The sequence below is a fragment of the Butyrivibrio hungatei NK4A153 genome, assembly GCF_000424465.1.
Lineage (GTDB): Bacteria > Bacillota > Clostridia > Lachnospirales > Lachnospiraceae > Butyrivibrio > Butyrivibrio hungatei_A.
The window spans coordinates 24,037-44,741 of the sequence record NZ_KE384196.1; the positions used below are offsets into that span (position 1 = coordinate 24,037).

Annotated in this window: 19 protein-coding genes; all 19 read left to right on the forward strand. The window is 43.3% G+C overall.

Annotated features, from left to right (window positions below):
- Positions 1 to 19 precede the first annotated feature (19 nt).
- The 19 genes from G628_RS0113125 to G628_RS0113215 all read left to right on the forward strand — a co-directional run bounded on the left by G628_RS0113125 (position 20) and on the right by G628_RS0113215 (position 20,689).
- Positions 20 to 1,285 carry an SseB family protein gene (locus tag G628_RS0113125; RefSeq protein ID WP_026656756.1) on the forward strand — a complete coding sequence of 422 codons (1,266 nt, stop codon included), beginning with the start codon at positions 20 to 22 and terminating at the stop codon, positions 1,283 to 1,285.
- Between the two features lie 181 nt (positions 1,286 to 1,466).
- Positions 1,467 to 2,360, forward strand: a complete 894-nt coding sequence (locus tag G628_RS0113130) for a chemotaxis protein CheX (RefSeq protein ID WP_026667961.1) — start codon at positions 1,467 to 1,469, stop codon at positions 2,358 to 2,360.
- A 21-nt stretch (positions 2,361 to 2,381) separates the two neighbouring features.
- Complete coding sequence (locus G628_RS0113135; protein ID WP_026656758.1) at positions 2,382 to 2,738, forward strand: response regulator; 357 nt, start codon at positions 2,382 to 2,384, stop codon at positions 2,736 to 2,738.
- A gap of 106 nt (positions 2,739 to 2,844) precedes the next feature.
- Positions 2,845 to 3,570, forward strand: coding sequence for an elongation factor P 5-aminopentanone reductase (gene ymfI / locus G628_RS0113140; RefSeq protein ID WP_026656760.1), 726 nt, complete (start codon positions 2,845 to 2,847; stop codon positions 3,568 to 3,570).
- 14 nt (positions 3,571 to 3,584) lie between these two features.
- Positions 3,585 to 4,361: a Cof-type HAD-IIB family hydrolase gene (locus tag G628_RS0113145; RefSeq protein WP_034500973.1), complete on the forward strand. Its 777-nt coding sequence runs from the start codon at positions 3,585 to 3,587 to the stop codon at positions 4,359 to 4,361.
- Positions 4,362 to 4,503: 142 nt separating this feature from the next.
- Positions 4,504 to 5,430, forward strand: coding sequence for a thioredoxin-disulfide reductase (trxB, locus tag G628_RS0113150; RefSeq protein ID WP_027209336.1), 927 nt, complete (start codon positions 4,504 to 4,506; stop codon positions 5,428 to 5,430).
- 216 nt (positions 5,431 to 5,646) lie between these two features.
- On the forward strand, positions 5,647 to 7,029 hold the full coding sequence (locus tag G628_RS0113155; RefSeq protein WP_026667169.1) for a C40 family peptidase: 1,383 nt from the start codon (positions 5,647 to 5,649) through the stop codon (positions 7,027 to 7,029).
- Positions 7,030 to 7,463: 434 nt separating this feature from the next.
- Complete coding sequence (gene hpf / locus G628_RS0113160; RefSeq protein ID WP_026656764.1) at positions 7,464 to 7,994, forward strand: ribosome hibernation-promoting factor, HPF/YfiA family; 531 nt, start codon at positions 7,464 to 7,466, stop codon at positions 7,992 to 7,994.
- Positions 7,991 to 10,105 carry a CotH kinase family protein gene (locus G628_RS0113165; protein ID WP_027209337.1) on the forward strand — a complete coding sequence of 705 codons (2,115 nt, stop codon included), beginning with the start codon at positions 7,991 to 7,993 and terminating at the stop codon, positions 10,103 to 10,105. The genes hpf and G628_RS0113165 overlap by 4 nt, the downstream gene beginning before the upstream one ends.
- Positions 10,106 to 10,304: 199 nt before the next feature.
- A complete protein-coding gene (locus tag G628_RS0113170; protein ID WP_026667171.1) occupies positions 10,305 to 11,495 on the forward strand; it encodes an acetyl-CoA C-acetyltransferase in 1,191 nt (396 codons plus the stop codon).
- 115 nt (positions 11,496 to 11,610) lie between these two features.
- Complete coding sequence (locus G628_RS0113175) at positions 11,611 to 12,405, forward strand: enoyl-CoA hydratase-related protein (RefSeq protein ID WP_026656769.1); 795 nt, start codon at positions 11,611 to 11,613, stop codon at positions 12,403 to 12,405.
- Between the two features lie 128 nt (positions 12,406 to 12,533).
- The gene (locus G628_RS0113180) at positions 12,534 to 13,406 is read left to right on the forward strand and encodes a 3-hydroxyacyl-CoA dehydrogenase family protein (RefSeq protein WP_026656770.1); all 873 of its coding nucleotides are present in this window, start codon (positions 12,534 to 12,536) and stop codon (positions 13,404 to 13,406) included.
- A gap of 219 nt (positions 13,407 to 13,625) precedes the next feature.
- Positions 13,626 to 14,786 (forward strand): acyl-CoA dehydrogenase, encoded by a 1,161-nt coding sequence (locus G628_RS0113185; RefSeq protein ID WP_027209338.1) that lies wholly within the window; start codon positions 13,626 to 13,628, stop codon positions 14,784 to 14,786.
- 121 nt (positions 14,787 to 14,907) lie between these two features.
- Positions 14,908 to 15,699: an electron transfer flavoprotein subunit beta/FixA family protein gene (locus tag G628_RS0113190; RefSeq protein WP_026514598.1), complete on the forward strand. Its 792-nt coding sequence runs from the start codon at positions 14,908 to 14,910 to the stop codon at positions 15,697 to 15,699.
- Between the two features lie 25 nt (positions 15,700 to 15,724).
- Entirely contained in the window at positions 15,725 to 16,771 is a 1,047-nt protein-coding gene (locus G628_RS0113195; RefSeq protein ID WP_026656772.1) for an electron transfer flavoprotein subunit alpha/FixB family protein, read from the forward strand.
- A 102-nt stretch (positions 16,772 to 16,873) separates the two neighbouring features.
- Positions 16,874 to 17,884, forward strand: a complete 1,011-nt coding sequence (locus tag G628_RS0113200; protein WP_026667172.1) for an energy-coupling factor ABC transporter permease — start codon at positions 16,874 to 16,876, stop codon at positions 17,882 to 17,884.
- Entirely contained in the window at positions 17,884 to 18,657 is a 774-nt protein-coding gene (gene cbiQ / locus G628_RS0113205) for a cobalt ECF transporter T component CbiQ (protein WP_026667173.1), read from the forward strand. The genes G628_RS0113200 and cbiQ overlap by 1 nt, the downstream gene beginning before the upstream one ends.
- A gap of 45 nt (positions 18,658 to 18,702) precedes the next feature.
- A complete protein-coding gene (locus G628_RS0113210) occupies positions 18,703 to 19,422 on the forward strand; it encodes an energy-coupling factor ABC transporter ATP-binding protein (RefSeq protein ID WP_026667174.1) in 720 nt (239 codons plus the stop codon).
- A 91-nt stretch (positions 19,423 to 19,513) separates the two neighbouring features.
- Positions 19,514 to 20,689, forward strand: a complete 1,176-nt coding sequence (locus G628_RS0113215) for an acetyl-CoA C-acetyltransferase (protein WP_026656774.1) — start codon at positions 19,514 to 19,516, stop codon at positions 20,687 to 20,689.
- Positions 20,690 to 20,705 lie beyond the last annotated feature (16 nt).

Genomic DNA, 20,705 nt, shown 5'->3' on the forward strand with positions numbered 1-20,705 from the left:
AGACGAAAGAGGGATATAGATGGGATTATTTAGTTTGTTGGGGGGAAAAAAAGAGAAGGCGCTCCGGCCCGGACAACTTGATGAAGAAATCAGAATAGCAAGAGAGAGGGAACTTGAGGAAGTAAGAGAAGCTCATGCAGCCCTTGACTGGCCGACAATACCGAAGTTAAATCATGTGAATCTTCCGGGTGTCGAGTGCTGTCTTGCTGAGACTGTATCCGAGGAACGCAAGGATGATATCGGACAGATAATATATGAGGATGACATTTCGATAGATGAACTTAGGGAGCTTAACGATCAGGAGCTTTTGTTTGTTCTTACGACTTTTGATGAGTTTGACAGAGAGGTTCCGATTCCCGACTATGAGAGAAATCGCAGAAAAGTTTACAACGAAATAATCCGCAGGGTCAGAGACGCTGAAATTCTATATGTGATCTATGATAAGTCGACGGGATATCCGTTTATCGATCATGGATACGGTCTTTTGTATTTTGGAAAAGAGATGGCGGAAGAAGCTGCAGAACTTTATAAGAAGCAGTACCGTCAGGTTATGGTAAAAGAGATAGAGGTTGAACCGCAGCAGGAAGAACAAGGTGCGGCAAGAAAAGGATATTTTGATTTCCTTTACTGCATCGGCCTTGAGGATCTGATAATAGACAACGGCGCTTACAGAGTGAAGTTTAAGAGAGACGAGATCTCAGCTGCTCCCGGCGAGTGGAACAGAGTTATAAAAGATGCTCCCGTAAATCCGCAGCTTTGCTTCTCAATGCTCGATATGCTTGAAGAGCGCAGATGGCCCGTAAAATATGAGAAGAGAGATGAGATACTTGCTCTTAAAGAAAAGAGAATGATCGGAAATCTCTTTAACGGAAAATATATAGTTCCCATGCAGTATGAGGGACATGCTGAAAAGACAGAGAGCGGCAGAGTGAGAATGGGAAAAGATACAAAGTTCACATTCTTCATGGTAAAGACTGCCGATGATAAGATCTTTATGCCGGTATTCACCGACGGATTCGAGTTTGGGAAAATGAAGCTCGGACATGAGTGGAATGCCGCAGTATTTTCTTTTAGCGACATCGCAAGATTTATCCGAGATAAGGACGGCGTAGCGATCAATCCTGCGGGACACAGGATTTTCATGCCGAAGGAACAGATAATTGCGATAGACAGCGCCAACAGAGCTTACAGAGAGACAAAGGCACAGCAGAACAGAAGAGCTGATGACGACAACGCTGTAAAGAGGGCTGTGAATGGCGCGATGGCGCATATGGAAAATAATTAAGAAAAATATAATAAAACGTTCCGGGAAATTGTATGCCGGGTGAACGATGAATGATTCAGCGTCTCCTTGGTGTACAATTTATTGTTATGTAGCGAAATAAATAGTCTTGTTTATATACGGATAATGGTCTAAAATGGTACTGTAAGTTATAAACAAATTTTTATGTATAGGAGCTACAGCAATGTTCGATCGTCTAATTGGTGTATATTTGGTTGAGAAAGGCTTGCTCGACAAGAGTCAGCTTGAGAAGGCATATCAGATACAAGAATCCAATTGCGCTAAGCTTGGTGTTATAGCTGTTGCAGAGAAGCTTATGACTATAGCACAGGCTGAACAGGTAAATGCCATGCAGGCATCTATGGATAAGCGTTTTGGTGATATTGCCATCGAGCGTGGGTACTTGACAGAGACTCAGGTAAGCCGTCTTGTGGAGTTGCAGGGAAATCCGTATCTCGCATTTATTCAGGCACTTACGGATATGGGAGCTATTTCCATGAGTAAGTTGGCAGAGGTGGAGGAAGAATATCAGAAACTTCACGGTTTCACAGAGTCGGATATGGCAACACTTAAGTCCGGTGATGTTGAAAAGATCGTGCCTATTTTCCTTGAGACTGAAGACCAGATGTACAGAGGAATGTTTTCCATGGGTATTAAGAATATGTACAGACTCGTGGATAGTCATGTATTTGTCGGAAAGGCATATACGACAAAAAATATCAAGGATGAAGTCCTTGGCTATCAGAAATTCCATGGAGATCAGAATGCGTTTGTAGGCATTTCAGGCAAGTTTGAAGATGTGCAGAGAATGGCTAAAGCGTACACTAAGGAAGAATTTATTGAAACAAGAGAAGACGCGCTTGACGCGGTTTGCGAACTTATAAATTGTATCAACGGTTTATATGTAACAGAACAGAGTAAGGAATCAAAGTTCATTGAGCTTGAGCCCCCGGCATTCTCTGTTTCAGAAACAGAAGCTAGCTGTGATGAGATCATGGTAATGCCTGTTTACATCTGTGGTGGTGAGGTTAAATATCTCATTGCAGTATCAAAAGACACAAAAATAACGACCATGTAATAGGTTGGAGGAATATAGAAAATGAAGAACGTTTTAATAGTAGATGATTCCAGAACTTCAAGAAAAGTTTTGAGAGATATATTGGAAAGAGCCGGCTATTCAATTGTAGGTGAAGCTGTTAACGGCCAGGAAGGTTTTGATGAGTACATGAAACTTAAGCCCGACATTGTTACCATGGATATCACTATGCCTGTACTTGACGGTATTGATTCACTCAAGCTTATCAGAGAAGCTGATCCCAATGCAAAGGTTGTTATGATTACAGCTGCAGGACAGAAGCATAAGATGATGGAAGCGGTTAAGCTCGGAGCAGCAGAATTTGTTGCAAAGCCTTTTGTTGAAGAAACTGTTATCGATGCACTTTCACATTGCTGCTAATGGCTGTATGTGATCTGCAAGGCTGATCGTTTAATACAAGACAGAATATGTGCGCTGCTCTTTTATGGGGGCAGCGCATTTTGATTTAATATAAAGGAGGCGCGAAGTGAACAGAAAAGTCCTTATAACCGGTGCATCAAGAGGAATAGGAAAGGCTATTGCGGAAGCTTTCGCTGCAATGGGAGATGAACTTTTTTTGACCTGTAAGCAGAGCGAAAAGCAGTTGGCCGGTTTTGCCGAGTATCTTCGAAACGAGTACGGTATAAAATGCAGCAGTTTCACTTGCGATGCCGCTGATTATGATTCGGTGACGGATCTTTTTGCAAGGAAGATAAAAGACATAGATGTTGTCATAAACAATGCGGGAATAGCGCATATAGGGCTCCTTACCGATATGAGTGTCGCTGATTGGCGAAAGGTAATGAGCACTAATCTTGATTCGGTATTTTTTACATGCAAATCAGCTGCTGCTGTCATGTTGAGGAAACATTGTGGTAAGATAATAAACATAACTTCAGTGTGGGGTTCCGTCGGAGCATCCTGTGAAGTTGCGTATTCCGCATCTAAGGGCGGCGTGAATGCTTTTACCAAAGCGCTGGCAAAAGAGCTTGCGCCAAGTAACATTCAGGTTAATGCCATAGCGTGCGGAGTTATTGATACCGCGATGAACAGAGAACATCTGACGGAGGAAGATCTCAGCGCACTTGAGGATGAGATACCCGCCGGAAGAATGGGCGAAGCGACAGAAGTTGCCAAGCTTGCGGTCATGCTTGCGGACTCGCCCGAATATATGACCGGACAGATAATAACCCTCGATGGAGGATGGATTTAGGGTGGAAAAGATTAATGATTCTATTTTTTGATATTGACGGAACGCTTTGGGACTACAAGAATTACATCCCGGAGAGCACAAAAGAAGGAATAAGGAAGGCAAAGAAGAACGGACATAAGTGCTTTATAAACACAGGAAGATCAAGATCTTTTGTAAGCAATAAAGAACTTTTGGGAATGGGTTTTGACGGTATCGTTTCGGCGTGCGGATGTATGATCGAATACGACGGAAAGACTATTTACAACAGAATTATGGATAAAGATGATGCGATAAGAACTGTGGAAACGGTTCAAAGATATGGATTCAGACCAATCCTTGAAGGTCCGGAATATCTCTATATGGAAAGAAAAGATTTTGAAAATGATATGTACGGCAAAAAAGTTATGGCAGATATGGGAGACAGACTTCGCGGTATCAATGATAATTGGGGAAACTGGCAGATCAACAAATTGTCATGCGCGACGACGGGATGTGATACCAAGAGCTGTTTTGCTGAGCTTGAAGATCTTTATGATTACATGATCCACAACGAGCATGCTGTAGAGATGGTTCCCAAGGGCTTTAATAAGGGTACGGGAATTGAGAAAGTCTGTGAACTCTTATCTGAAGATGTAAAAAACACTTTCGCTTTTGGTGACAGCGTAAATGATATGGAAATGATGCAGACTGCAGGAACGGCTATTGCAATGGGAAGATGCGCTGATGAGATCGCAGATATAGCGGACTTTGTCACAACTCATCTTGAGGATGACGGAATTTGGAATGCGCTTAAAAAGTATGAGCTTGTATAGTCGGTTTAATTGGTTATAAAAATTTTACTTTTAAAATATTCGAAATAGTGATAGGATTAGGTTGTGCACAATCTAATCCTTTTTCTTTTTATGCGGATATAGAGGAGTGCTTTTGAGTTTTATAGTTTAGGAGGAAATACAAATGTTTGATATTATAATAATCGGTTCCGGCCCTGCAGGGCTTTCGGCTGCGGTATATGCAAAGAGAGCCGGACTTAATATGCTTGTTATAGAAAAAAATCCTGTGAGCGGAGGGCAGATAATCGATACGTATGAAGTTGACAATTATCTCGGTATCCCCGGTGTTAACGGATTCGATCTTGCAATGAAATTCAGGGAACATGCCGATAAATTAGGTGCAGAGTTTGCTGACGGAATAGTTACGGGAATCGAGAAGAGTTCTACGGATGAAAAAGGAAAAACTATATTTAAAGTAAATACAGAGAATGAGAGCTATGAGACGCGCACAGTTCTTATAGCTGCAGGTGCACATCATTCCAAGCTCGGGATTCCCGGAGAAGAGGAATATATCGGAAAGGGAGTTTCATATTGTGCAACTTGCGACGGGGCTTTTTATAAGGGAAAGGTAGCTGCGGTTAACGGTGGCGGAGACGTAGCTGTTGAAGATGCGATATTCCTTGCAAGGTTCTGTGAGAAAGTTTATCTCATTCACAGAAGAGACGAGCTTCGTGCTGCGAAGATCTTGCAGGATGAGCTCTTTGGCCTTCCGAATGTAGAAGTTATCTGGGACAGCGTAGTTCAGGAAATACAGGGAGAGGGCAAAGTTACAAATTTAAGAGTTAAGAATATTAAAGAAAATAAAATCTCTGACCTTAATGTTGATGGTATTTTTGTGGCAATCGGTATACATCCGTCTACAGAAATCTTTGCAGATATTGTCGAATGTGACGAAAACGGATATGTGATTGCCGGAGAAGATTGTGCAACAAATGTACCCGGAATCTTTGCTGCGGGGGATTGCAGGAAGAAGAGGCTTCGTCAAATTGTTACTTCGGTGGCAGATGGTGCAAATGCCGTAACTGCGGCACAAGATTATCTTATAGTGTAAATAAATGCGTTATATCCTAATAATAACCGGAATACGAATTTTTTGTGAAAAATATATACAAAAAATTTGGTCAAAATTTGTTTGTTGTATATTTTTTTCAGTAATACTCTGGGAATATTGAAATTTTGGTGAACGTGTTGCAAAAGTTGACAAACGGAAGCAAATAGCGTATATTTGTATATGCGTAACAAAAATGTAACAAACCGGAGGTTTCTTTTGAAAAAAACTGCTAAACAGATTATGACCGCTAGTGTTGTAGCTGCAATAACAATTTCCAACATGAATAGTGTTTTAGTACATGCTGCACCTTCAAGGAGAGTAACGAGCGTTTTGCCTCAGGCAGGTTTTACATACGCTCTAGGGGATAATCAAGTATCACTTTCAACTCTTCAGAACAGTATCGACGAAGAAGAGAGTAGTTCAGGTAAAGGATCGAGCAAGAAATCGGGGAAGTCGGGGAGTCATGGGGATTCTTCAACTATCAGCAAATCTGTTGCTGATAAGATCGAATTAAGTTCTGCCGTTACCGATGCGACACCAAATGCTTCAAATATTACAGGAAGTCTTCTGCGTGATATTTTGAATGCGACCGGATCCGCAAGCGGAGACGAGTCAGGTAGTGATGAACAATCCCAGGATGATTCAGAAAAACAGAATGTTGACAATTTCGTAGTTGCCAAAGTTGAAGGTTATGTAAACATTCGTGATAACCCGAGTGAAACTAACACTGAAAAAATTGGTAAACTGCCTAATAAAGCCCTTGGTACTCTTTTAGAGGAAAAAGACGGCTGGTATAAGATTAAATCAGGCGATGTAACAGGTTGGGTTAAGGCTCAGTACTGTATCGTTGGCCAGGAAGCTGCCGAGTATGCAGAAGATGTTGCTACCCAGATGGGTACTGTTAATACACAGGAAGGTGTTCTTAAGACCAGAAAAGAACCCGGCACAGATGCTGACGTAATGGGTTATGTTGCTCCTGATGAACAGGTTATTATTCTTGCTGAAGAAGAAGACAGCTCAGGCCAGAAATGGTATAAGATAAGTATGGAGGAAGGTGACGTATACATTTGTGCTGAATACGTTAAACCTTGGCTCGATTATAAAGTGGCTGAATCTAATGACGCTGAGAAGAAACGTCTCGCAGAAGAAAAAGCTAAGACTGATGCCAATAAGAAAGCTGCTAGTAAGAATACATCCGATAAGGCTGTAGGTAAGGACTATAAGTCAGCTGCTTCTTATACAACAGAGACAAGCTCAATCGGATCTGCGGTTGCAGAGTTCGCTAAACAGTTCGTTGGTAACCCTTATGTTTACGGCGGAACAAGTTTGACAAACGGTGCTGACTGCTCAGGTTTCGTAATGAGTGTATATCAGAACTTCGGTGTAAGTCTTCCTCACAGTTCATCTGCTGATAGAACACAGGGAGCTGCAGTCGATGGACTTGCAAATGCACAGCCCGGTGATATCGTATGCTACTCAGGTCACGTTGCTATCTATATTGGTGGCGGACAGATTGTACATGCTTCAACAGCTAAGACAGGTATTAAGATTTCTAACGCTGATTACCGTAAGGTACTCGCAGTAAGAAGAATCTTGTAATTGAATATTGAATTAGACTTTAGCAAGGAGCTGATTATTCAGCTCCTTGTTCATGTTTTCAATAAAGTGCACATAATAACAAAAGTCAATAACAAAAAGATTATTTTTTGAGAACAAAAGATTAATAAGTTATCCACAGGATGTGAGAAAAATTGTCTAAAAAATGGACTTATACACGAAGTTATCCACATTATCCACGAAAATATGAAGGATTAATTGATTTTTCCACGTTAAAAATCATGAAATAATTTTGTGCATCATTCACAAAAAAAGCGAAAATTTCAAAAGAGGTGGGTCAATTTTCGCTTATAAAATGTACTTATCGGGCTCGAAATGGTATACTGTACATATATAAATAACGGCCAAGGTGCAGTGAGCGTCAAATCTTAATATTGATGAAACATTACACGGGTCGAAGCAAAGGGGATGATTGCATGAAATTTACTATTGTAGGCAAGAACATTGATGTAACACCCGGACTTAAGGCAGCGGTAGAAGAGAAGATCGGAAAACTCGAGAAGTATTTCACCTCTGATACAGATGCCAATGTTACCCTCAGCGTTGATAAGGATAGACATAAGATCGAGGTTACCATTCCCGTTAAGGGCAAAATTATCCGTGCAGAGCAGGTCAGCAATGACATGTATGTATCGATTGACTTGGTAGAGGAGGTTATTGAGAGACAACTTAAGAAATACAGAAGTAAGATCGTTGATAAGCAGCAGGCTGAAGTCAGCAACTTCAAGAAAGAATATCTTGAGGCTGATTACATGGATGAGGAGACTATCCGCATCGAGAGGATCAAGAAATTCGATCCCAAGCCTATGTATGCAGAAGACGCATGCGTTCAGATGGAACTTTTGGGACACAACTTCTTTGTATTTGTTAATGCAGAAACAGACATGGTTAATGTAGTTTATAAGAGAAAGGGAAATACATACGGATTGATAGAGCCTGAAGTATGATACGAGAATTCTTTTTTGGCAAAACTAAATATACCATAGTATTTACAGGGTTGCTGGCTGTCAGCGCAGCAACCCTTTTTTGTTGCGGGCTTGTAAAAGACAGCAGAACGGTCGTTATAAATGAAGTGTGTGCGGATAATTTCGGCGCATACAGAAATGATGCCGGAGAGTACACGGATTATGTGGAGCTCTACAACATGTCCGGTTCGGAAGTTTCAGGATTATATATTTCCGATAGTAGAAAGGACCTGAAGAAATTCAGAATAGAAGAGGCGATTCCTGCAAACGGATTTTTTGTGGCAAGCATCTCCAAAGATGCGGAGAACGGCTTTGGCATTAGCAAAGACGGAGAAACGATCTATCTAAGTGATGAGGACGGCAATATGCTTGATGCCGTGACTCTTCCGAGACTTTCCTATGATGTGACTTATTCTAGGGAAGAAGACGGTAAAGGTAAGTTCGCATCTCTTTCGGCAACTCCCGGAGAGACAAACAGCGGTGCTTCCCATATTGATAATTCTTATATCGAAGGACCTGTTTTTTCTATAGAAGACGGATTCTATGACGAGGGAACCAAATTAAAGATCTCGTCTTCGCCGTGGGTGAATATTTTTTACACCGACGACGGAAGTGTTCCCGATGAGAATTCACAGAAATATAAGGGCGAGATTACTCTTACCGACGCGTCCGCAAAAGAAAATGTGTATGCGAATGAGATAATGTACCCGACCTACAATCCGCCCGGCTACAAGATTGACAAGGCGAATGTGATCAGTGCCGTGGCGATAAATAAGCTTACGGGCAAGAAGAGCAAAGTTGTGACGCACACGTATTTTGTCGGATATGATAAGAAGGAAAAATACAAGGATAAACAGATAATGTCCCTTGTCTTTGACCCTGCGGATCTTTTTGACCATGACAGAGGAATCTATACTCTGGGCAAGAAATATGATGAGTACAAGGAACTCGGGGGATTTACGGATTTGCCTGAAGATGAAGTTCCGGGAAGTTTCACGGATGATAACGGAGAAGTGTATTATAGAAGTTACTTCACTAATTCGGAGTTCTCGGGAAAAGAGTGGGAGAGAAAAGCGCATATGACTGCGTTTGATTCCGCTCATAAGGATTTCTTTTCCCAGGATATAGGTGTCAGGATATCGGGCGAGTCGACGAGGTTCGTGTATCAGAAAGCGCTCAACCTGTTTGCGAGAGATATTTATGATGGGCAAAAGAACTTTGCTAAGAGTTTTGTCTGTAACAATGAAAAGAAAGTGCGACTTCGAAAAGGCGATGGCAGGATAATATATCAGGAGCCGTTCATTCAGTCCGTGATAGGAGAAACGGGAATTCCTTTCCAGAATTCCGTCCCTGAAGTTGTCTTTATAAACGGCGAGTATTGGGGAATTTACAATCTCAGAGAACAGTACGATGATAACTATTTTGCCGAGCGCTACGGCATTCCGAAAGATATGTTATGGACTGAGAAAAACAGCGCAGTCGAGTGCGGAGATCCGGAGACGGATGAGAATTACAAGGCGCTGTATGATGTGATGATGAATGGCGATATGAGTGATGATGCGGTTTATTCGCAAGTTGAGAGCGAGATTGATATAGACAATATGGTCGATTATTATTGCATGCTCTTATTCTTTAACGATACCGACATCGACGGCGAGCATAACAGATTTATGTTCAGGTCAAAAGAGCCGGGATACGGCGATTACGGTGACGGCAAGTGGCGCTTTGCTGCGTACGATCTTGATATTACCTGTGAGGATGTGGAAGCGGATACGGTTTCATATTACAGGGAACTTGATGAAAAGATGTTTATGCCGGGATTTTTCTATGAAAGACCTGGATTTAAGGAGCTCTTTTACAACAGGATGGTTGAGCTTACTGAGAATGAGCTGTCCTACGAGCATCTGAGTAAGAAGCTTGCTGAGTGGGACAAAATATACCGCGAGCAGAACATCGAGACGGTAAGAAGGTTTGAAGAGGACGGATACTCTGAAAAGGAGTATGAGAAAGATCTTGCGGCGCTTGACTCATTTTTTAAAAACCGAAAAGAATATGTCCTTAAAATGCTTGAAAAAGATATAAAAGAGAATTAAAAATCATGAAGGAAACTTCCTGCGACGGTTTGGCAATTTGCTAAATAAAAACGTTTGTGGGAAGTTTCTTTTTATTGCATTTGACAAGGGGGTATGCTACAATAAACCTGTTCTGACAAAAATTTGTCAATCAAAGGTTTTATTAAGAAAAATCGAATAACGGACAGATAATTTTTTCAAAAAATGGAGGTAATACGTTATGGCACAGAAAGTAGTATTAGCGGGCGCGTGTAGAACAGCTATCGGCAAGATGGGTGGAGCACTCAGCGGCACACCGGCAGCAGAGCTTGGTTCTATAGTTATCAAGGAAGCACTTAACCGTGCAGGTGTTAAGCCTGAACAGGTTGATGAAGTTCTTATGGGTTGCGTAATCCAGGCAGGTCTTGGACAGAACGTAGCAAGACAGGCTTCAATCAAAGCCGGACTTCCTATCGAGACTCCTGCTGTAACTCTTAACGTAGTTTGCGGATCAGGTCTTAACTGTGTCAATATGGCAGCTGACCTTATCAAGGCCGGTGAGGCTGATATAGTAGTAGCAGGCGGAATGGAGAACATGTCTATGGCTCCTTACGCACTTCCCAATGCACGTTTCGGATATCGTATGAACAACGGAACAGTTGTAGATACAATGGTAAACGATGCTCTTACAGATGCATTCAATCACTATCACATGATGATAACAGCAGAGAATATCTGCGACAGATGGAACCTTACAAGAGAAGAGCTTGACGCATTTTCAGCAAATTCTCAGCAGAAGTGCGAGAAGGCTATGGCTGAAGGCAAGTTCAACGACGAGATCGTTCCCGTTCCCGTTAAGGTTAAAAAAGAAATGGTAGACTTCAAGGTTGATGAGGGCCCTCGTGCCGGCACAACAGCTGAGTCACTTTCAAAGCTTAAGTGCTGCTCAGGTAAGGAAGGCGGACTTGTAACAGCAGGTAACGCTTCAGGTATCAACGACGGTGCAGCAGCAATCGTTGTTATGAGCGAAGAGAAGGCTAAAGAGCTCGGAATCAAGCCTATGGCTACATGGGTTGGCGGAGCACTTGCAGGTGTTGAGCCCGAGGTTATGGGTATCGGACCTGTTGCAGCTACAAACAAAGTTCTTAAGAAGACAGGACTTTCACTTGACAATATCGATCTTATCGAGGCTAACGAGGCATTTGCAGCACAGTCTGTTGCAGTAGCTAAGGACCTTGGATTCGATATGAACAAGGTTAATGTAAACGGTGGCGCTATCGCACTCGGACATCCCGTAGGAGCTTCAGGATGCCGTATCCTTGTAACTCTTCTTCACGAGATGGGCAGAAGAGCAGATGCTAAGAAGGGTCTTGCAACTCTTTGCATCGGTGGCGGAATGGGTTGCGCTACAATAGTTGAAAAGTACGAGTAATATAGGGAAGAAAATGTGTGACGACTGCTGTGCTTGCACAGAGCAGTCGTTATACATTTGATGACCGCGTATATCACGAAAAAATATAAATTGAATATTCAAAGGAGATAAAGACATGAGTTTTGTAAATTGCGAAGTTAAAGACAAGATCGCTGTTATTACAATCAATCGTCCTGAAGCACTCAATGCACTTAACTCACAGGTACTTGATGACCTTAATGCTGCTTTTGACAGCATCGACGTTAATGTTGTAAGAGCTGTTGTTCTTACAGGTGCAGGCGAAAAGTCTTTTGTTGCAGGTGCCGATATCGGAGAGATGAGCACACTCACAAAGGCTGAGGGTGAAGCTTTCGGTAAGAAAGGTAACGACGTATTCCGTAAGATCGAAGAGTTCCCGCTTCCTGTTATCGCTGCAGTTAACGGATTCGCTCTTGGCGGCGGATGCGAGATTTCGATGAGCTGTGATATTCGTATCTGCTCAGAGAACGCTATGTTTGGTCAGCCTGAGGTTGGTCTCGGAATCACACCCGGATTTGGCGGAACACAGAGACTTGCACGTCTTATCGGTGCAGGAATGGCTAAGCAGCTTATCTACACAGCACGTAACATCAAAGCAGACGAGGCTTACAGAATCGGTCTTGTTAATGCCGTATATCCGCAGGAAGAGCTCCTTGCAGCTGCTGAGAAGATGGCATCACAGATCGCTGCAAATGCACCTATCGCTGTTCGTGCTTGCAAGAAGGCTATCAACGATGGACTTCAGACAGACATCGATGCTGCACTTGTAATCGAAGAGAAGCTCTTTGGTTCTTGCTTCGAGACAGAGGATCAGAAAGAGGGAATGGCTAACTTCCTCAGAAAGAAAGACGATCCGAAGAAGGTTAAAGTTGTAGATTTTAAAAATGCATAAAGTAATCACTTGGCGAGGTTTTATCGAGCCTAGTGTACTACTTTGTTCCGGCGAGCGAAGCGAGAGCGGAACTTCCGATAGGGAAATAGTATATACACATAATAATTTATATATAGGAGGATTTTATAATGAAAGTAGCTGTTATTGGCGCAGGTACAATGGGCTCAGGAATTGCTCAGACTTTTGCTCAGGCTGAGAGCGTAGAGAAAGTATATCTTTGCGATATCAAGACTGAGTTTGCAGAAGGCGGATTTGCTAAGATCAAGAAGGGACTTGATAAGCAGGTTGCTAAGGGAAAGAAGACTCAGGAAGAGGCTGACAAGATCACAGGAAAGATTCAGACAGGTCTTAACGACATCTGTGCTGATGCTGATCTTGTAGTTGAGGCTGCTCTTGAGGTTATGGATATCAAGAAGAACCTCTTCAAAGAGCTTCAGGATAACATCGTTAAGAATCCTGATTGCATCTTTGCATCAAACACATCATCACTTTCAATCACAGAGATCGGATCGGGACTTACAAAGCCTATCATCGGTATGCACTTCTTCAATCCCGCTCCTGTTATGAAGCTTGTTGAAGTTATCCAGGGTGCAAACACACCTGCAGATATGGTTGACAAGATCAAGAAGATTTCTGAGGATCTCGGAAAGACTCCTGTACAGGTTAACGAGGCAGCAGGATTCGTTGTTAACAGAATTCTTGTTCCTATGATCAACGAAGGTATCTTCGTATATTCAGAAGGTGTTTCAGATATCCAGGGTATCGACACAGCTATGAAGCTTGGATGTAACCATCCTATGGGACCCCTTGAGCTTGGTGACTACATCGGACTTGATATCGTTCTTGCTATCATGGATGTTCTTTACTCAGAGACAGGCGATTCTAAGTATCGTGCTTGCCCTCTTCTTCGTAAGATGGTTCGTGGTAAGCAGCTCGGTGTTAAGACTGGAATCGGCTTCTACAATTACGCAGACGGAAACAAGGTGCCTACTGATAAGTAATCACCTGGCGGCTGTGAGAACCTGACGAGGTAATTTCGAGTCTGGTTCGAACGTGTTACGCCGAGTAAAACGAGGTGTAACTTCTGCTTTTGTAAGCACGAGAGCAGAACCTCTGCTTTTTAAGTATGAGAGCAGAACTTCTGCTTTTGTAAGCACGAGAGCAGAACCTCATTATGAAAAATAATTATTATTTAAAGAAAAAATTTGGAGGAAATTATAATGGATTTTCAGCTTGATCAGCAACATGAAATGGCGAGAGCTCTTTTCAAAGAATTCGCAGAAAAAGAAGTTAAGCCACATGCAATAGACGTTGATGAGACAGAGGAATTCCCTATCGAAACTGTAAAGAAAATGCAGAAATTCGGTTTCATGGGTATTCCGATTCCCAAGGAGTACGGCGGACAGGGATGTGATCCCCTTACATACGCTATGTGTGTAGAGGAGCTTGCTAAAGTATGCGGTACTACAGCAGTTATCGTATCAGCTCACACATCACTTTGCTGTGACCCTATCATGACATATGGTACAGAAGAGCAGAAGCAGAAGTACCTTGTTCCCCTTGCAAAGGGTGAGAAACTTGGTGCTTTCGGTCTTACAGAGCCCATGGCAGGAACAGATGCTCAGGGTGTTCAGACTAAGGCTGTTCTTACAGAAGATGGTAAAGAGTGGATCCTTAACGGTTCTAAGTGCTTTATCACAAACGGTGAGGTTGCTGATGTTTACATCATCATCGCTTACACAGATATCGTAGAAGATAAGAAGGGAAGAAAGCAGAAGAAGTTCTCAGCATTCATCGTTGAGAAGGGAACTCCCGGATTCACATTCGGAACAAAGGAGAACAAGATGGGTATCCGTGGTTCTTCTACATACGAGCTTATCTTCCAGGATTGCCATATTCCTGCTGAGAACCTTCTCGGTGCTCGCGGAAAGGGCTTCAATATCGCAATGCACACTCTTGACGGCGGACGTATCGGTATCGCTGCTCAGGCTCTTGGTATTGCTGAAGGCGCACTTGACAGAACTGTTGAGTACGTTAAGGAGAGAAAGCAGTTCGGAAGATCGATCGGCGCTTTCCAGAACACACAGTTCCAGCTTGCTAACATGGCTACACAGTGTGAAGCTGCAAGGCTTCTTGTATATCAGGCTGCTGATGCAAAGAAGAATCAGGCATACTACGGCGTAGAAGCTGCTAAGGCTAAGCTTTATGCTGCAGAAGTTGCTATGGATGTTACAACAAAGGCTGTACAGCTTCACGGTGGTTACGGATACATCAGAGAGTACGAAGTAGAGCGCATGATGCGTGATGCTAAGATCACAGAGATCTACGAAGGAACATCAGAAGTTCAGAGAATGGTTATCTCTGGCGCACTTTTGAAGTAATCATAAGTAATCACTTGGCGAGGTCCTTTCGAGCCTAGTGTACTACTTAGTTCTGGCGAGCACGAAGTGCGAGAGCAGAACTTCCTTATGAAGAACATAAGACTATAAAGGAGAAAAAATAATGAAAATTGTAGTTTGCGTTAAGCAGGTTCCCGATACAAAGGGCGGCGTTAAATTCAAACCCGATGGAACATTGGATAGAGGTGCTATGCTTGCAATCATGAACCCTGATGATAAGGCAGGACTTGAAGCAGCACTTAGATTAAAAGATCAGTACGGCGCAGAGGTTACAGTTCTTACAATGGGACTTCCTAAGGCTGAGGCTGTACTTAGAGAAGCATTTGCTATGGGCGCTGACAAGGGAATCCTTGTAACAGACAGAGTACTCGGCGGTGCTGACACATGGGCAACATCTTCAACTATCGCAGGTGCTATCAGAAACCTTGAGTATGATCTCATCATCACAGGCCGTCAGGCTATCGATGGAGATACAGCTCAGGTTGGACCTCAGATCTCTGAGCACCTTAACCTTCCTGTTATCTCTTACGCAGAAGAGATCAAAGTTGATGAGAAGGCTAAGACTGTAGAAGTTAAGAGACAGTTCGAAGACAGATATCACATTGTAAAGGCTAAGATGCCTTGCCTTGTAACTGCTCTTTCAGAGCTCAACGAGCCCAGATATATGACTCCCGGCGGAATTTTCGATGCTTTCGAGAAGGAAGTAACAGTTTGGGGCAGAGCAGATCTTAAGGACGTTGATGATTCTAACCTTGGACTTAAGGGATCACCTACACAGATTGCAAAGGCTTCTGACAAGGTTAAGAAGGGTCAGGGAGAGAAGGTTGTTCTTGACTCTGCTGATGAAGCAGTTGAATATCTGATGGGTAAGCTTGTAGAGAAGCATATCGTTTAATTAACATAGGAAAAGGAGAAGCGTCATGTCTTTAGAAGAATATAAAGGTGTATTTATCTTTGCTCAGCAGGTTGACAATGAAATTTCAAGCATTGCACTTGAGCTTCTGGGCAAAGCAAAGAATCTTGCAGAAGATCTTGATGAGAAGAAAGTTACTGCAGTATTACTTGGAAGTGGAGTAAAGGGTCTTGTTGACGAGCTTGCACAGTACGGTGCTGACAGAGTTATCGTTGTTGACGATCCTGCTCTTAAGGATTACAGAACAGAGCCTTACACACACGCTCTTGCATCTGTTATCGATGAGTTCAAGCCTGAGATCCTCCTTGTTGGTGCTACAGCAATCGGTAGAGATCTTGGTCCCAGAGTATCATCAAGAGTACATACAGGACTTACAGCTGACTGTACAAGTCTTGAGATCGGTGATTTCCCGATCAATCCTGTTCCGAATCAGGAGCAGAAGCACAAACAGCTTCTTATGACACGTCCTGCATTCGGTGGAAACACAATCGCTACAATCGCATGTCCTGACTTCCGTCCTCAGATGGCTACAGTACGTCCGGGCGTTATGCAGAAGATTGATCCTATCAAGGGTGCTAAGGCAGAAGTTGTTGAATTCAATCCCGGATTCGAAGAGAACAATTGCTATACAGAGATCGTTAAGATCGTAAAGGAAGCTACAAGCGTAGCTGATATCCAGGCTGCTAAGATCCTCGTATCAGGTGGTCGTGGAGTTGGTTCTGCAGAGAACTTCAAGCTTCTTGATGACCTTGCAGAGGTTCTTAACGGAACAGTATCATGTTCACGTGCCGTTGTAGATTCAGGCTGGAAGCCCAAGGATCTTCAGGTTGGACAGACAGGTAAGACTGTTCGTCCCGCACTTTACTTTGCAATTGGTATTTCAGGTGCTATCCAGCACGTTGCAGGTATGGAAGAGTCAGACATCATCATCGCTATCAACAAAGATGAGAATGCTCCTATCTTTGACGTAGCTGATTACGGTGTAGTAGGAGATCTTAACAAGATCCTTCCTGTACTCACAAAGAAGATTAAGGAAGCTCTTGCAAACAAGTAAAAAAGTGCTCCACGAACCCCCTAGGGGGCTTGTGGAGCGTTTTTATTCTGCCGTATACTCATTTATGGTGTTAAAAAAATAACAGTATTGGAGGATATGGCTATGCATATGGCGGACGCATTGGTTGCTCCGGCGGTTGCCGGAACGATGTATGTATTATCTACAGGAGCAGCCGGAGTTTCTGTAAAGAAGGTAAGAGAGGAAAGTGATGAATCCAAGATCCCGGTAATGGGAGTTATGGGAGCATTCGTATTTGCTACACAGATGCTTAATTTCACAATCCCCGGTACAGGTTCATCGGGACATCTTTGCGGAGGTATGATGCTCTCAGCGATGCTCGGACCATTCGCGGGATTTCTTACAATGATAGGAGTGCTGCTGGTTCAGTGCCTGTTGTTTGCAGACGGCGGACTGATGGCGCTTGGATGTAATATCTGGAATATGGCGTTCTACGGGTGCTTTATCGGATCTCTTTTGATATGGCGTCCCATCATGAAGAAAGGCGCTACGAAAATAAAAATTGCACTTGCATCGATACTTGGATGTGTTCTGACATTGCAGCTTGGAGCATTCTCGGTTACTATGGAGACATTGATATCGGGAATCACTGAACTTCCTTTTTCGACTTTTGTTGCAACAATGCAGCCAATCCACCTTGCAATAGGATTCGTGGAAGGGCTTATCACATCTGCGGTTCTTATATTTATACATGAAGCAAGACCTGAACTTCTCTGGGGAATCGGCGAGAGCACAGAGAAAAGGGATGCTAAGCTTTCATTTAAGAAAACAATCATTACGATAGCGGTAGCAGCAGCACTTTGCGGCGGCGTTGTTTCACTTTTTGCATCTGCATTCCCTGACGGACTTGAGTGGTCCATGGAGCAGGTTGCAGGAACAACAGAGCTTGAAGCTCAGGGACAGGCTTACGAGACAGCGGAAGCAATCCAAGAGACGACATCTCTTTTGCCCGATTATGCATTCCCCGACAGCGAAGCGGCAGCGGGAACAAGCTTTTCGGGAATTGTCGGAGCGCTTATCGTTGCCGGACTTTCAGCAGCTTGCTGCTATGCATTCAGATTCTTTAGAAGAAAGACTGAGACTCAGACAGCTTAATGGACAGTATTGAGAAAAAAATCTTAGAACTGAACAGACTACAAGACATTCAGCAGCGTTCTCATTGGATGAATAACCTTCATCCTTTGGGAAAGCTGCTTATTAGCATTATGTACATTTTTTTGGTGACGTCGGTTGGAAAGTACGATTTGGTCACGCTTATTCTTATGTCGGTGTACGTTATCTTTACCTTTATCATTGGCGAACTCTCGGTAAAAGAGGGAATCTACAGAATGAGACTGATCTTGCCGCTTGTAATGTTTGTGGGAGTGTTCAATCCTTTTTTTGACAAAAGCAGCGTGCCGGTCGCGGGCTTTGCGGTGCGCGGCGGGATAGTATCAATGGTCACGCTTGTCATCAAAGGACTGTACACGGTGTTTGCGGTCTATGCTCTTGTTGCGACGACTTCCATAGATGATATCTGTTACGCGCTTAGGAGCATCAAGGTGCCCAAGATAATCGTTATTGTCATAATGCTGATATACAGATATATTGATGTTATGGCGGGCGAAGCGGACAGGATATACACTGCGTACAGGTTAAGGGCGCCGGGGCAAAAAGGCATCGAATACAGATCCTGGGGCACTCTGGTCGGACAGTGGCTTCTTCGCAGCATGGACAAGGCGCAGATTGTATATGAGAGTATGCTCCTTCGCGGATTTAGGGGCGATTTTATCCCTAAGAAAAAGGGGGTAAAAAAACTTGATGTGATATATCCGCTTGTCTGGGCAACAGTTCTTTTGCTCATAAGGTTTCATGTGTTTGGCGCATAAGCTTTGTGAATATGATGGGTAAAAATGGTTTGAGTGAGGTGCGTTATGAAAACCGGAGTAAACGGTGAACTTTTGAATATAGAGAACTTGAGCTTTTCGTATGAAAAAGACAATGTGGTCTTAAAAGACATTTCTTTTAAGGCATGCTACGGTGAGAGTATCGCGCTTGTCGGTGCGAACGGAATCGGCAAATCGACGCTAATGAAGCTCATGGTCGGGCTGTATATGAACTACACGGGTGACATAACCGTTGCGGGACATAAGATGTGCAAAAAAAATCTCGACCATATAAGAGAGCATATCGGCTATGTTTTTCAGGATTCGGACAGCCAGCTCTTTTTGTCAACGGTCGAAGACGATGTGGCATTCGGCCCTCGTAACTACGGGCTTTCTGAGAAAGAAGTTGAAGAAAGGGTATCAGAGGCGCTTAGACTTGTGGGAATAGAGCGGCTTAGAAATAATAAGACATACAAATTGTCGGGCGGTGAAAAAAAACTTGCGGCGATAGCAACGATTCTTTCGATGAAACCCGATATAATAATTATGGATGAACCTTCGATAGCCTTGGATCCGAGGAACAGGAAAAATCTTATCAAGGTGCTCACGGGAATCGGCGGGCTTAAGATCATAGCTTCGCACGACCTTGATTTTGTGAGAAATACCTGTGAGAGAACGATTCTTTTGGACGAGGGAACAATAGTTGCCGACGGAAGAACGGAAGATGTTCTCGGAGACGAAAAGCTGTTAGAGGAACATGGACTTTAATGAGAAAAAGTGTATACATTAATGCGTTGAGAGCTTATCATTAAAGTGATAAAATAATAATTGATACAGTGTATATTTTGGAGGTAGACACATGAGAAAAGTAGTACTTGCAGGAGCATGCAGAACAGCAATCGGAACAATGGGGGGAGCACTTAGCACAACACCTGCTCCGGCACTTGGAACTATTGTTATCAAAGAGGCACTTAACCGTGCAGGAGTTAAACCTGAACAGGTTGATGAAGTATATATGGGATGTGTTATCCAGGCAGGACTTGGGCAGAATCCCGCAAGACAGGCAGCATTAAACGCAGGTATTCCTGTTGAGGTTCCCGCTACAACAATCAACGTATTGTGCGGATCGGGTCTTCATTGCGTTAACCTTGCAGCAAAGCTTATCGGAATGGGCGATGCTGATATCATCGTAGCAGGCGGAATGGAGAACATGTCAATGGCTCCCTACCTTATGCAGCAGGGAAGATACGGATATCGTATGGGATCCGGAGAACTTCAGGATGCTATGATTAAAGACGCACTCACAGATGCTTTTGGCGGATATCACATGGGTATCACAGCAGAGAACATCGCAGAGCAGTGGCATCTTACAAGAGAGCAGCTTGATGAGTTTGCAGCATGGTCTCAGAACAAGGCTGAGAAAGCAATTGCAGACGGAAAATTCAAGGAAGAGATCGTTCCTGTAGAGATAAAGAAAAAGAAAGAGACAATCATTTTTGACACGGACGAAGGCCCGAGAAAGGGCGTTACAGCTGAAGGTATCGCACACCTTAAGCCTGCGTTCAAGAAGGACGGCGTGGTTACTGCGGCAAATTCTTCGGGAATCAACGATGCCGCATCGGCAATAATCGTTATGAGTGAAGAGAAGGCAAAAGAGCTTGGTGTTAAGCCTCTCGGAACATGGATTGCCGGAGAGCTTGCAGGTGTAGAGCCCAGCATCATGGGAATCGGACCTGTAGCAGCAACTCAGAAAGTTATGAAAAAAGCCGGATATTCAATCGGTGATTTTGATCTTATCGAAGCAAATGAGGCTTTTGCCGCACAGTCAGTGGCTGTTCAGCATGACCTCGGATTCAGCAAAGATGTACTTAACGTAAACGGTGGAGCAATTGCACTCGGACATCCCGTTGGATGCTCCGGAAACAGAATTCTTGTTTCACTTCTGTATGAGATGCAGAGAAGAGATGTTCATAAGGGACTTGCAACTCTTTGTGTTGGCGGTGGAATGGGCTGCGCTGCAATTGTAGAGCGATAAATGACTTAAAACTCAT